10 protein-coding genes are annotated in these 13,674 nt (G+C 33.7%); 7 read left to right on the top strand and 3 right to left on the bottom strand.

The annotated features are described in order from the left end of the window. Positions 1-86: 86 nt before the first annotated feature. The 5 genes from FVB9532_RS11540 (at position 87) to FVB9532_RS11520 (ending at position 4,643) form a co-directional block, all read left to right on the top strand. Positions 87-668: a carboxymuconolactone decarboxylase family protein gene (locus tag FVB9532_RS11540; protein ID WP_150545336.1), complete on the top strand. Its 582-nt coding sequence runs from the start codon at positions 87-89 to the stop codon at positions 666-668. A gap of 31 nt (positions 669-699) precedes the next feature. Continuing rightward, a complete protein-coding gene (locus tag FVB9532_RS11535; protein ID WP_150545335.1) occupies positions 700-1,560 on the top strand; it encodes a hypothetical protein in 861 nt (286 codons plus the stop codon). 2 nt (positions 1,561-1,562) lie between these two features. Further along, positions 1,563-1,934 (top strand): response regulator, encoded by a 372-nt coding sequence (locus FVB9532_RS11530; protein WP_150545334.1) that lies wholly within the window; start codon positions 1,563-1,565, stop codon positions 1,932-1,934. 111 nt (positions 1,935-2,045) lie between these two features. Beyond that, positions 2,046-3,899 (top strand): hypothetical protein, encoded by a 1,854-nt coding sequence (locus FVB9532_RS11525; protein WP_150545333.1) that lies wholly within the window; start codon positions 2,046-2,048, stop codon positions 3,897-3,899. Between the two features lie 102 nt (positions 3,900-4,001). Next, complete coding sequence (locus tag FVB9532_RS11520; protein WP_150545332.1) at positions 4,002-4,643, top strand: MarC family protein; 642 nt, start codon at positions 4,002-4,004, stop codon at positions 4,641-4,643. A gap of 1 nt (position 4,644) precedes the next feature. On the opposite strand, the gene FVB9532_RS11515 is transcribed toward FVB9532_RS11520, so the two are convergent. The 3 genes from FVB9532_RS11515 to FVB9532_RS11505 form a co-directional block, all read right to left on the bottom strand. Continuing rightward, positions 4,645-5,916, bottom strand: coding sequence for an NAD(P)/FAD-dependent oxidoreductase (locus FVB9532_RS11515; RefSeq protein WP_150545331.1), 1,272 nt, complete (start codon positions 5,914-5,916; stop codon positions 4,645-4,647). 218 nt (positions 5,917-6,134) lie between these two features. After that, the gene (locus FVB9532_RS11510) at positions 6,135-8,372 is read right to left on the bottom strand and encodes a DUF7619 domain-containing protein (protein WP_150545330.1); all 2,238 of its coding nucleotides are present in this window, start codon (positions 8,370-8,372) and stop codon (positions 6,135-6,137) included. Between the two features lie 125 nt (positions 8,373-8,497). Next, the gene (locus FVB9532_RS11505) at positions 8,498-10,627 is read right to left on the bottom strand and encodes a Tex family protein (protein ID WP_150545527.1); all 2,130 of its coding nucleotides are present in this window, start codon (positions 10,625-10,627) and stop codon (positions 8,498-8,500) included. A gap of 779 nt (positions 10,628-11,406) precedes the next feature. Between FVB9532_RS11505 and FVB9532_RS11500 the strand changes: the two genes are divergently transcribed. Beyond that, a complete protein-coding gene (locus tag FVB9532_RS11500; protein ID WP_262714396.1) occupies positions 11,407-11,964 on the top strand; it encodes a phage tail protein in 558 nt (185 codons plus the stop codon). Positions 11,965-12,102: 138 nt separating this feature from the next. Continuing rightward, positions 12,103-13,674 (top strand): immunoglobulin domain-containing protein (locus FVB9532_RS11495; RefSeq protein WP_449405561.1); only part of this gene is annotated, 1,572 nt, incomplete at its 3' end.

The raw sequence follows: 13,674 nt of genomic DNA, 5'->3' as shown, positions 1-13,674 counted from the left end.
TTCTTATTCATTTACACCACATGAAAAAATAACCAATTTAACAGCGTTTTTTTATCTTATATTTATAACAAATTGTAAAAAGGAATATGAGTACCAATACACAACATACACGCTATCGATTAGTTTCTATGGAGGATGCTTCTGAGGATGTAAAAGCGATTTATGAAGATACGATGAAAACCTTGCAAATCCCTTTTGTTTTAAATTGGTTTAAATGTCAAGGTAGCAATGTGAATTTATTAAGAGGGAATTGGACGAAGCTTAAATATACCTTAATGATAGGTGATATCCCAAATGTGCTAAAACAGTTGATTATCTACAATGTTTCAAAAGAAAGAAACTGTCACTACTGTTCTACTGCTCATGGAATTTTTGCTGATAGTATGAGTTCCATGGTTAGTGATAATGAAAATTTTAAAATAACCGATGATCTAGATTCTCCCCTAATCCCGGAGAGTTACAAAACTGCTATCAAAGTGGTGACCAAAGCTGCTTTAAATCACCAAAATATTAGTGAAGAAGATTTTAATGACCTTAAAAATGTGGGCTACAATTTAGATGAAATTCAAGAATTGATGGCTCAAGCAGACTTGGTGAACATGTTAAATACAATTGCAGATGTTTCGGGTATTAAAATAGATAACGAATTATTAGAGGCAACTGCTTAATTTCACTATCATAGAATACTAAAATAAGGGTGTGAGTCTATACGAAAATAAATATAGGGTGACTTATGAGGCTTTTTCTAAATTCTCAGCAAAAATAAGCAAAGCAGATAATAAGAAAGAGCTTTTAGCTATCATGGAAACCCATTTAAAATATTTATTCAATTACAAATATTTTAGGGTCCTTATTAAAGACGAAGATAGTATAAAGTCTTTTAATATTTTTCAGAATTCAATTTGCCCAACAGAATTTATTTTGGACGTCGTCTTTGATTATGAAGAAAAATTACTAGCTAAAAATATTCCGTTATATCAAAATACGGATGGAAGCTTTTTAAAGGAATACCAAGAACAACTCCAGATTTGTGAAGGAAAGTTATGGGGCTGGCATTTTGAATATCAAAATACAGAACTTTGTGTTTCCCTAATTTCTGACAAGAATAAGCCCTTTATTGTTAAAGATATAGAAATCTTAAACCTGTTAATAGATAGCTTTTTCACAAAGTACCAGCAATTAAAATTAAGGAATCGTCTTCACAAAAAAAATCTAAACTTGGAAAATGCACTTCGTATTATTAAAAGTCAAAAACTCCAAATTTCCAAGATTGTAGATAACCAAAAGAGCATTATCAAAAAACGCACGAATGCCTTACAACAAAGCAATACTGAATTAGCAGAAATTTCCCGACTAAATGCTCATAATGCACGAGAACCTTTATCGAGAATTTTAGGTTTAATTGAAATAGCAGAATTTTATACTGAAAAGGAATTAAAAACCACTATTCTGAAAAATTTAAAAATCTCTGCTCAAGATCTAGATAAGGCCCTAAAAGGTATTATCGAAAAAAGTGCTCAAGCTATAGAGAAGTTATCTAACGAAGATTTATCCTCATAAAAATGGAAAATAAAATTAAAATTTTTCTGGTAGACGATCAGCAAATTGCCAATTTCATTATGAAAAAAGTAATCTCTACCTTAGCTATAGATTGCGAAGTCATAGCTTTTGACAAACCTAAAGAGGCCTTATCTGCCTTAAGCGAAAACAAACCCCATTTAATTTTTTTAGATCTAAACATGCCGCTCATTAACGGATGGCAATTTTTAGAATACATGCAGGATGATCAAGAAACTAAAGTGGTTATTTTAACTTCTAGTATAGATCCTGTAGATGAAAAAAAATCAAAAGAATTCCCTCAAGTAATTCACTACGAAACTAAACCTCCCTCCAAAGAGAAAATCAAAGCAATTATTTCTAGAGAAATTAAATAAATCTAAAATTTCAAATAATTAGTTAGGAGTTTTAATTAGATAGTTGTTGTATATAAAAAATCACAACAACCAGTATCAATGTTTAACATTATAACAAACTAATTAATTATTATGAAAAAAATTCTAATTTTATTTAGCCTTATCATTTTTATTTCCTGTAGTAATGATGACGACTTTAGCGCTCCGGAGAATCAGGAAGTTGAAAATCCGGAAAACCCTAATCCGGAAAATCCCACTATCGATTTATCGCAAAACTTTGGAGATGAAGTTTCCCGAGATTTTATAGGTCAGATTATCGATGCTGACCATAACCCTATTCAAGAGGTTTCTATTCACATAGGCAATTCTAGCTCAACAACTGATGAAAACGGAATTTTCATTATCAAAGAAGCAAATGTCCATGAGAACTTTGCTTATATCACAGCTTCTAAATCAGGCTATATTAACGGTTCCAGAGCATTAGTCCCTACAGAAGGAACTAACGAATTAAGCATTATGCTACTAGAAAAAAATACCACCGCGACCGTTAATTCCGGAAGTGCAGAAACAGTAAGCTTAGCTAATGGAGCTGCTGTAGATTTAGCCGGAAATTACCAAGATAGTGAAGGAAATGATTATTCTGGCAGTGTAAAGGTAAGCATGCACCATTTAAATCCTTACGATGAAGATATGTTCAACCAAATGCCGGGAATGCTTTATGCCGCAAATACTGAAAATGAAGAGCGCATGCTCCAAACTTTTGGGATGTTAGCAGTAGAATTAGAGGGAGCTAATGGAGAATCGCTTAATTTAGCAGAAGGTTCTACGGCCACTATCCATGTTCCGTTAAGCGCTGAACTTTTAGCACAAGCTCCTGCTACGATTCCTTTATGGCATTTTGATGAAGAAAAAGGTTATTGGGTTGAAGATGGAGAAGCTACTTTACAAGGAAATGAATATGTAGGAACGGTTTCTCACTTTTCCTTTTGGAATTGTGATATTCCTGCAGAAGCAGTTAATTATTGCTTAACTATTACTGATGAAAATAATATCCCGCTTAGTCAAGTAAGAGTAACTATTAGCAGCGAAGAATATGGAACAACAAGCGGAATAACCAACGGTGATGGAGAAGTTTGCGGATTGATTCCTTCAGGAGAAACCCTTGAAATCAATTTTTACACCAATGGAGCTTGCAGTATAGAAGCTTTTTACACAGCCAATATTGGTCCTATAAATGATGATACTTCAGAAACCATAAGTATTAATCTTCCAGCAGAAAATGAGGTCATTTTAGAAACTATAACTGGAACATTTAATAATTGTGAAGGTAACCCTGTTTCTAGCGGTTATGTCACCATGACTTCAGCCAACAATACATTCAACAACTTTTATGCTAATGTAGAAGCAGATGGTTCGTTTGAAATTAGCATATTAAATTGTCAAAATAATAGTCTTGAAGGAGATTCTTTTATCCTTACAGGAGACGATTACGATAATTTTCAAACTACCGGAGATATTACTTATACATTTACCACACCAACCACAGATGTGGGGAATTTAGTATCCTGTAATGATGTAGAAGAATTTATACAATATTCTATTGATAATGGCGAAACTGAATTCTATGCATTCTCAGATATTGAAGCTACATTTGAAGCATTAAATCCTAATTACAATGCACCGCTCATAACAATATATACTAACGGCAGCCAAAATACTTGTTTCTACTTAATGGGAATACTCAATGAAACTCCTTATGTAGGAGAATATAATTATCTCAATTGGAACAATCAGGATGAAGTAGGATTTGATTTTTCAGAATGTAGTAACATCTCTGGTGGAGATGATAATAACATCATAATTAACCTTAATTCTATAGGAGAAGTAGGTGAATATATTGATATCAACTTTAGTGGTGATTATTTAGATTATAATGGTAATCCTCATACTATTACAGGTACAATCCATGTTTTAAGAGACGAATAACAATCTAACATTCTTTTTATAAAAACCTCATCATAAAATTTGATGAGGTTTTTTTGTGTTCTTCAGAAATAAATCTGCTTTATTTGCAAAAAATTTTAAGCAATGAACGATTTGGTAGGTTTTGGGTTACTGGTATTTACTTCATTTTTCACTTTAATTAATCCCATCGGGACAATGCCGATATTTATGACGATGACTTCTGAGCTAGATACAGAACATCGTAATGCTACCGCCCGTAAAGCTACTATTGCTGCTTTTGTGACCATTGTTGCTTTTGCCTTCTCGGGACAAGTGCTTTTTAATTTTTTTGGAATCTCAGTAAATAGTTTTCGCTTGGTAGGTGGGGTAATTTTCTTCCAGATGGGGATGGATATGCTTCAAGCCCGTTTAGCAAGTGTAAAAGTGAGAACCAAAGCTGCCAAGAAAAGCTATATTGAAGATATTTCTATCACCCCATTAGCAATCCCCATGATTTCCGGCCCGGGTTCTATTACCAATGCGATTATTATGATGGAAGATGCCGAAACCATTCAGGAAAAAGCGGTTTTAATTGGTGGAATATTTTTAGTGCTACTCCTCACCTACCTCATCTTATTGAGTTCTTCTAAAATCTTAAAAATATTGGGGAATACCGGTAAAAATGTTTTGATGCGTTTAATGGGATTAATTGTGATGGTGATTGCGGTAGAATTTTTCTTTAGCGGTTTAAAACCTATTCTTCAAGATATTTTTAAAATAGGATAATTCACTCTAAATCTACATCATCTTTAGGTCGAATAATCATCCGAAGGTCTTCTTTTTTCGTAAAATAAGAAATACTCCAATTAAGGAAGGTTCTTATACGATCGGTCCTACCTATTAAAGAAAACAAATGAATTAATCCCCAAATCATTAAGGCTATAAATCCTTTAAAATGCAATTTACTAGGTAAATCTGCAACCGCATTGCTTTTGCCAATCACTGCCATCACCCCTTTATCTTTATATGTAAACGGTCTTGGTTTTTCTCCATTCTCTGCAGCGATTAGATTTTTCGCTAAATTTCGCCCTTGTTGAATGGCTGCTTGAGCCAAACGTGGATGTCCTTGCGGAAAATCTTCATCTTCATACATAATACTTCCATCGCCAATTACATAAATATTATCGGTAGATTTTATTTTATGGTAAGCATTCACCAGTAATCGATTTCCCGGCTCATACCAATCTTTTGGTAACCCCTTAAAAGTTCTTCCTTTTACACCGGTTGCCCAAATTAAATTTCTGCTTCTAATAACGCTATCGTCAGTTAAAATCACCTCTTTACCATTAAAATCTTTTACTCGATTATTCAGCACTATCTTCACATAATTATCACGAAGCTGGTGGTAAGCAAACTGCTGTGATTTCTCACTCATCGATTTTAACAAATTTTCGCCACTATTCACTAAATAAATACTGGCCTTTACATTTTTTAATTCCGAATACTCCTCTAAAATCACTTGTTTTCTCAACTCAGCAAACATTCCTGAAACTTCTACTCCGGTAGCACCGCCTCCGGCAATCACCATGGTTAACCATTCTTCTTTTTCTTCTTCACTTTTAGCCCGGGTTGCCTTTTCAATACGCTGCAATAAAATATTCCGCATGTTAAGCGCATCATTTAAAGAATTCATAGGAATACCATATTTTCTTATATTCTCGATTCCGTAGTAATTGGTACGGGTTCCGGTACTTAAAATTAGGGTATCATAGTTAAGCTCCCCATTAGAAAGGATAATTTTGTTTTCTTCAGGAATTACTTCTTGAAGCTTCCCTAACCAAAAATGAGCATGAGGTTTTCCGGAAAGTAAACTCCGAAACGGGTAACTAATGGAAGAAGGCTCTATAAAACCCGTCGCTACCTGATAAATGAGAGGCGTAAAGTAATTGTAGTTGTTTTTATCTACCAGAGTAATTTCAAATTCTTGATGTTTTACAAGGCGTTTTAATACGTTTACTCCGGCAAACCCACCTCCTACAATGACTATTTTTTTTCTCATGAAATCTTTCAATTTCTCTAAAATTAAATGATTTCAAAAGCATTACCATAAGGAAGGCTTAAATTTAAATTACTTATAACATTTTGAGTAAAAGCCTAAAGCTTCACACAGGTTCTCGACAGTCGCTTTTTTTAATTCCTTCGCGGATAGGAATAGAAAAAATTAAAATAACATACTAATCAATGATTGATTCGAATTTAGTAAAAATTAATTTTAAGTTATCTCTTTATCAACTGCTTATTTGTAAAACTCTTATCAGTTTTAATATTCAATATGTAAATTCCAGAACTTAGATTTTCAAGATTTAATTGATTTAAGTTTTCATTGAAACTTAATAATTTTTTACCTTGTAAATCATATATGCTGATCTCCTCTAGAACTACTCCATCATTAGGCTTAAGGTTTAAGATATTTTTGATTGGATTGGGATAAATCACCACTTGACTTTTTTCTGAATTTGCATTATTCATCCCTAAATTATCAACAAATTCTGTAGATACCATATTCGTAATGATTGGAGAATTGAAATCGAAATAAATCTGTGCATTTCCTAAAATTAAATCACCTATAGCTACATTATCTTTTGCCTTTATTTTATAAGCTATAAAACCATTACTTCCTTCTTCATCTAAATTTTCTTGGGGAAGATTAATATCGTCAAAAATAAACTCCACCTGGTTATCATTAGTAATTTTTACACGATAATTGTCACTAGCACTAATAGGTTTCAATGTACTATAATCTAAATTTGGATGTAAAGTATCAACTACTCTTATATTTACTGCACTTGCCGTTCCTGTGTTTTGAAAACGAATCAAATAGTCCAAATATTGATCGGAATCATCAATATGAACTTGTGGCCCTTGTAAAACTTGTTTGTCGTTTGGATCATAAGAATTCACAACAATTTGTTCATAATTAAACGTATTATCTTCAGGAGTATAATCATTAGTATTTGGAGCTACTTCCACAGTAAAATTCAGAATATCATTACCATTAACGGTTGGAGGCTGAAAGGTTAACATTGTAAAATTTATTATTTGTTGACCTAATGGTTGCAAATCGTTGATTTCAAAAGTGAGTTCGTTTGCGGTGCTTAAAACTTCAGAAGGAGTTGCCGTTAAAAAACTCTGAGCGCTTTCATCAAAAATTAAACTGATATCTGCTGATGCAAGTATTTGTGTTCCCATATTTTCTATCACCAATTGGTAATCTGCCTCGAAACCCGGACGCGCTTGATTAATTGGCAGCAAGGTAATATTTAAATCTTCAACGCTTTGGTTGGCGGTAAGGCAAAAGTTTTGCTCTATCTGTTGATTAGGCTCAGTAAAAGTTACCTCAACAGATTCTGGCGAGACATCAAAATAAGGAGGTAAGTTATTTACAGATAATGTAATGAATTCATCTATAGCTCCCAAACTAAATTGTTCTCCACTAGAAAAAGTGATGTAGTTATAATTTTCACTAGATACCGATAAACTAATATTGTCAGAATAAATATCATTTTCATCACAACCGTTATTATCTTGATCAAAGCTGACAGTACTAATAATAGTGTTACAAGTTTCTGAAGGAATATCTCCAAAAATATCCCAATTCAATTCATTAAGTAAATAATCACGAGGTTGTTGATTACAATATTCTAGGTTTAACGCACCTAAATTTCCGTTATCAATATTCAACACACTTAAATGAAACAATAAATTCTCATAATTAGAACTATTAATACCTGAATTATTTAAAAAATTATCTAAATTACCCGTATTAAACTGCCAATTTGATAAATCTTGATTAAACGATATTGCGTCCCGAAACATAGACAAAAAATTTGTTACATTAGAAATATCCCAAAAGCTTAAATTTTGGTTAAATGATTGGGCATTGTTAAACATATTCTTCATATTAGTAACGTTTGAAACATTCCAATTATTTAAGGGTTGATTGAAAGATGAAGCTCCATCAAAGAGACCTTCCATATCTTGAACGTTTGAAACATCCCAAGAATTGATATTTTGATTGAAGCTTAAACATCCCTTAAACATTTCTTTCATTGTCACTACTTGACTCATATTTGGTGTATCTGTAGCATTAATTATTAAATTTTCACAGTCTGTAAAACTGTAATCCATATATTCCCATTCTAAATCTCCCCACTGTTCTACAGTCCTGATTTGTTGTTTATCTGTAAAAAAAACTTTATAACTCGGTAAAACCCCTGTAATACTTATAGTATAAATTCCTGGAGTTTCATATGTGTGATTTGTATTAGAAGTTTGATTATTAAAAATGGTACCATCACCAAAATCTACTGAATAATTATAATCTCCTGTGGAATTTGGAATTCTGATTTCCAAATCATTTGCTGTAACTTCCCAAGTCGTTATAAAGGGTGCTTCTTGGGCAGTTAATAATTTGGCTGCTAATATGAAAGTTAATAGTAAATAGAATTTTTTCATTATCAAATTATTTTCGGAAAGATAACTATTCTGAATTAATATAAAAGCATACAGATATAACACAAATTACAGAACTAAATAATAACAGCTTAAAAATATCTCTTCAAGTCAAATTATAACTATTACTATCTCTTTCTATAAAGTTTTAGCTGAATTCTTTTTCTAGCAACATCTACTTCCAACACTTTTACGATCACTTGCTGGTGCAAATGCACATAATCGTTCACATCGCTCACAAATTCATTGGCGAGATTAGAAACATGAATAAGTCCGCTTTCTTTAATCCCCACATCTACGAAGCAACCAAAATTGGTGATATTGTTCACGATACCCGGCAGCAATTGACCTTCTCGTAAATCGTCAATCGTTTTAATGTTTTGATTAAACGTAAAAACCTTTGCTTTTTCCCGAATATCCAATCCCGGCTTTTCCAATTCAGCAATAATATCTTTTAGTGTTGGTAAGCCTACTTCTCCTGAAACATATTTTTCTAAATTAATTTTATGGAGCAAATCCGTACTTCCTATTAATTCTGAAATACTTCTTCCTTCATCTTTTGCTATTTTTTCAACTAACGCATAGCGCTCCGGATGAACTGCCGAATCATCTAATGGATGATCTGCATTTTTAATACGTAAAAAACCGGCACTTTGCACAAAGGCTTTATTTCCTAAACGCTTTACTTTTTTAATTTCATTTCTATGGGTAAAAGTTCCATTCTCAGTTCGGTATTCGAGTATATTTTCAGCCAACTTCTCCCCTATCCCAGAAACGTAACTTAGTAAAGATTTACTTGCCGTATTTATATTTACCCCAACTGCATTCACACAAGATTCAACCACACGATCAAGTGCTAATTTTAATTGAGCTTGATCTACATCATGCTGATATTGCCCCACCCCAATTGCTTTCGCATCAATTTTTACCAACTCGGCCAATGGATCTTGCAAACGCCTACCTATAGAAACCGAACCTCTAACGGTAGCATCGTAATTAGGAAATTCTTCTCGTGCCACAGAAGATGCTGAATATACTGAAGCTCCAGCTTCACTGACCACAAAAACTTGAATTTCATTTTTAAACCGAATCTTTCTTACCAAGGCTTCTGTTTCTCGCGAAGCGGTTCCATTCCCGATGGCAATAGCGTCAATCTTATAAGCTTCAGTTAACGTACTAATTTTCTTGATGGCAGTTTTCTGATCTTTTTGTGGAGGATGTGGATAAATAGTTTCATTATGCAGTAAATCGCCTTGAGCATCTAAACATACCAATTTACAACCGGTCCTAAATCCGGGATCGATAGCCAAGACACGTTTCTCACCTAATGGAGCTCCCAACAAAAGCTGTTTTAAATTTTTGGCAAATACACCAATAGCTGAATCATCCGCACGTTTTTTAGCTTGAAGAAAGGCTTCATTCTCCAAAGAAGGTTTTAGCAAACGTTGATAACTATCGGCAATAGCGAGTTCTATTTGCTCAGCACATTCTCCAGAAGAACGAATTATTTTCCTTTCCATATACTGAAGGATTCGCTCTTTGTCAGCTTTTAACTTTACTCGAATAAAACCTTCGGTTTCGGCACGCTGAATTGCCAAAAAACGGTGGGATGGAATTTTCTTTAAAGATTCTGACCAATCAAAATAATCTTTGAATTTTTGCGCCTTTTCATTATTAGCTTTAGTTTTCACAACCGAAGACGTTATGATTGAAAAATTATGGAATTGATTCCTCATATAATCTCGAATATCACTTCGTTCAGAAATCCATTCAGCAATAATTAATCGTGCTCCTCCTAAGGCCTCGGAAGCATCTTTTACTTTATCAGTTCTATAGTTTTGAGCAATTTGTTGTAGGTTATGGGCATTTTGAGCCATTATGATTTTGGCTAAGGGCTCTAAACCTTCCTCACGAGCTTGATCAGCTTTGGTTTTCCGCTTTTTCTTATACGGCAAATACAAGTCCTCCAATAAGATGAGCGACTCTGCCGCTTTAATCTTCGCTTTTAAATCGGCAGTTAAAGCTCCTTGTTCTTCAATACTGGTTAGAATAGAAGTTTTTCGTTTTACAAGCTCTTCGTAATAGTTCTTTGCTTTAAGTATTTCTTCGATTTGCACTTCATCAAGATTGCCCGTCATTTCTTTACGATACCTTGCTATAAAGGGGATAGTACAATCTTCTTGAAGAAGCTTTATAGTATTCTGAACGGATTTTTCTGAAAGTTGTGTTTGTTTCTTTATAAAATCAAAAAGCTGCATACTAATTTTTATCATGGCTAAGATGCAATTTTAAGTCTTTTTACATATCCCATAAAATATTAGGATAGAAAATTAAATAAACAAAAAACATATCCGATACCGTTTTATTGAATATCTATTAAAAATATTTATCTTATAGAGACATGTTGTTTTATAAATCTTCAATAAATTATTATAAAAAAATAAAAGATTTATTATTACATAATGAGTCTCAACTATGCTATTTTACTAATTAAGCACATAAAAAAGTCAATAGAATACCTCTCCAAGTAATGTTAATACAACTTAAAGAATAGATTAAAAGATAAAAATAAATTAATTTATTTTAACTTTTTATTATACATTTACCGACGAAAAGCATTTTTCATAGATTTATAAATTAATTTTACAATTATCGTTTTTTTTATTAAAATTTTATTAAATTCACAATAATTAATATTATAAATTATATTTATGAGACAAAATTACGCTTATACCTACTAATCACATTATTAATCTATATATTTTGTTTGTATTTACGAATAAAAAAATAATATATTTATTAATTACACAATAGTAGTTAAATAAAAAGCATACTAAGAAATTTAATAGTCAGTTTGAGTGATTTTGCGCTGTAGAACAAAGCAAAATTTGTAGTTACAACTGCACTGGATAATTTATCAAAAATTAAAAAAACAAGTATTTATACGCGTTTATAAATACAAGCATCTTAATAAATTTAGCCACATTAATTAAATTATTTAAACATTTTTATTATGGAACCATTATTAGGTCAAATTATGATGTTCGCAGGGAATTTCGCTCCAAGGGGTTGGGCTTTTTGCAACGGACAGTTACTAGCTATTTCTAGTAACACTGCACTTTTTTCAATTATAGGAACCACCTATGGCGGAGACGGAAGAACTACTTTTGCTTTACCAGATTTACGGGGGAGAGTTCCAATTAACTCAGGTGGTAATAGTGCTGGACCAGGACTAACTCCTAGACAATTAGGACAAAGAAGTGGTCAAGAAACACATACCCTAAATATTACTGAGATGCCTTCTCACACTCATAATGCAATATCTAACTCTAGCCACCTAAAGCTTAGTACTGACAATGCTGCTAACGAAACTCCGAATGCAGGTGATGTCCCTGCTGTAGCTAATTACCCAGCTGGATTAACAACTCAAAAGGTTAAAAGCTTTGGACCTCCTAGTAATACTGTAGATGGTCAAAGCATAGCCCCGCCTATTATATCTAACAATGGTGGAAACTTATCACATAACAATATGCAACCTTGGTTAGCCATTAACTTTGTGATTGCTATAGTAGGAATATTTCCATCAAGAAATTAAATACAAAAACAGGGTAGTCCAAATTTGGATTGCCCTATTTTTTATATGAAGCATTGATTATAAACTATGTATGTTTTTTTATATATCTAATGTCCTCGCTTGTTTAAACAACCATTTAACTTTAATCATATTTTAATTATGAAAAAAATTACTTTTTTATTAAGCGGATTACTTCTCTTTTTTTCTGCTCAACAGTTAAGTTCCCAAACAGTTTTTGATTGGGAAACCGCAGCTGATAATGGTAGTAGTATCACCCAAACAGTTAATGGCATAACTGCTACGGTTACTAATTCATCAACAAACATTGACCTAGTGAATGGTGGAGGTTTTGCTGGATCTTCAGGTGTTGTCGTTTATAATCCCAGCCCAAACCAAGATTCATCAATAACTGTGTCTTTTAGCCAAGCTGTAGACTTAAAGAGTATATTTGCGCTTGATGCTGATGCCTCTGGTGGATCTACATGGACTTTTACACCAAATGGAGGAAGTAATTCTCCTGTATCAGAACCCATTGCTGCAAACTCTGGAAAAACAGTCGATTTAAATTGGACTAACATCAACTCTGTAACAATCACTAGTTCTCAAGGAAATGAATCGTTTGCGTTAGATAATGTTACACTTGCATTACCTTGCTCTCCCCCAGATGTACCTACATTAACTGCTACATCTACAACAGTATGTGATGGAACTTTTGCCACATTAAATATTTCTGGAGATTTAAACGATGCAACACAATGGAGAATTTATTCAGGGTCTTGCGGCGGCTCTAATTTAGGCTCAACTTCAGAATCTACGTTTACGGTGAGTCCTAATGCTCCTAATACAACCTATTATGTAAGAGGAGAAGGAGGTTGTGTAACACCAGGTACTTGTGCTTCAATAACGATTAATGTTTTGCCACAAGAAGATCCTAGTTTCTCGTATTCAGCAGCTGCATATTGTGCTGATGATTCAGACCCTACACCGAACGTTACAGGAATAGACGGAGGAACTTTTTCAAGCACTGCCGGTTTATCGATTGATTCTTCTACCGGAGCTGTAGATCTTTCTGCATCTACTCCAGCGACCTATACAGTTACATATACAACACCAGGAACTTGTTCTAATTCTTCCAATGTATCTTTGACGGTCAACGCACTTGACGATGCCTCGTTTAGCTATTCGGAAGCTGCATATTGCCCTGATGATTCAGATCCTACACCGAACGTTACAGGAGTCAACGGAGGAACTTTTTCAAGCACTGCCGGTTTATCAATTAATACTTCTACCGGAGCTATAGACGTTTCTGCGTCTACTCCAGGAAACTATACAGTTACGTATACAACATCAGGAACTTGTCCTAATTCTTCCAATGTATCTTTGACCATCAACGCACTTGACGATGCTTCGTTTAGCTATTCGGAAGCTGCATATTGCGCTGATGATTCAGATCCTACACCGAACGTTACAGGCCTCCCCGGAGGAACTTTTTCGAGCACTGCCGGTTTATCGATTGATTCTTCTACCGGAGCTATAGATCTTTCTGCATCTACACCTAGTACTTACACGGTTACATATACAACATCAGGAACTTGTCCTAATTCTTCCAATGTATCTTTGACCATCAACGCGCTTGACGATGCTTCGTTTAGCTATTCGGAAGCTGCATATTGCGCTGATGATTCAGATCCTACACCGACCGTTACAGGAGTCAACGGAGGAACTTTTTCA

Source organism: Mesonia oceanica (genome assembly GCF_902499555.1).
Lineage (GTDB): Bacteria > Bacteroidota > Bacteroidia > Flavobacteriales > Flavobacteriaceae > Mesonia > Mesonia oceanica.
The sequence above is the reverse complement of the archived record's forward strand: the minus strand, read 5'-3'. Positions and strand labels throughout refer to the sequence as shown.

Coding starts and splice junctions, on each gene's coding strand:
- FVB9532_RS11540 (WP_150545336.1), top strand. CDS start 87: ATGAGTACCAATACACAACATACACGCTATCGATTAGTTTCTATGGAG.
- FVB9532_RS11530 (WP_150545334.1), top strand. CDS start 1,563: ATGGAAAATAAAATTAAAATTTTTCTGGTAGACGATCAGCAAATTGCC.
- FVB9532_RS11525 (WP_150545333.1), top strand. CDS start 2,046: ATGAAAAAAATTCTAATTTTATTTAGCCTTATCATTTTTATTTCCTGT.
- FVB9532_RS11520 (WP_150545332.1), top strand. CDS start 4,002: ATGAACGATTTGGTAGGTTTTGGGTTACTGGTATTTACTTCATTTTTC.
- FVB9532_RS11515 (WP_150545331.1), bottom strand. CDS start 5,916: ATGAGAAAAAAAATAGTCATTGTAGGAGGTGGGTTTGCCGGAGTAAAC.
- FVB9532_RS11510 (WP_150545330.1), bottom strand. CDS start 8,372: ATGAAAAAATTCTATTTACTATTAACTTTCATATTAGCAGCCAAATTA.
- FVB9532_RS11505 (WP_150545527.1), bottom strand. CDS start 10,627: ATGCAGCTTTTTGATTTTATAAAGAAACAAACACAACTTTCAGAAAAA.
- FVB9532_RS11500 (WP_262714396.1), top strand. CDS start 11,407: ATGATGTTCGCAGGGAATTTCGCTCCAAGGGGTTGGGCTTTTTGCAAC.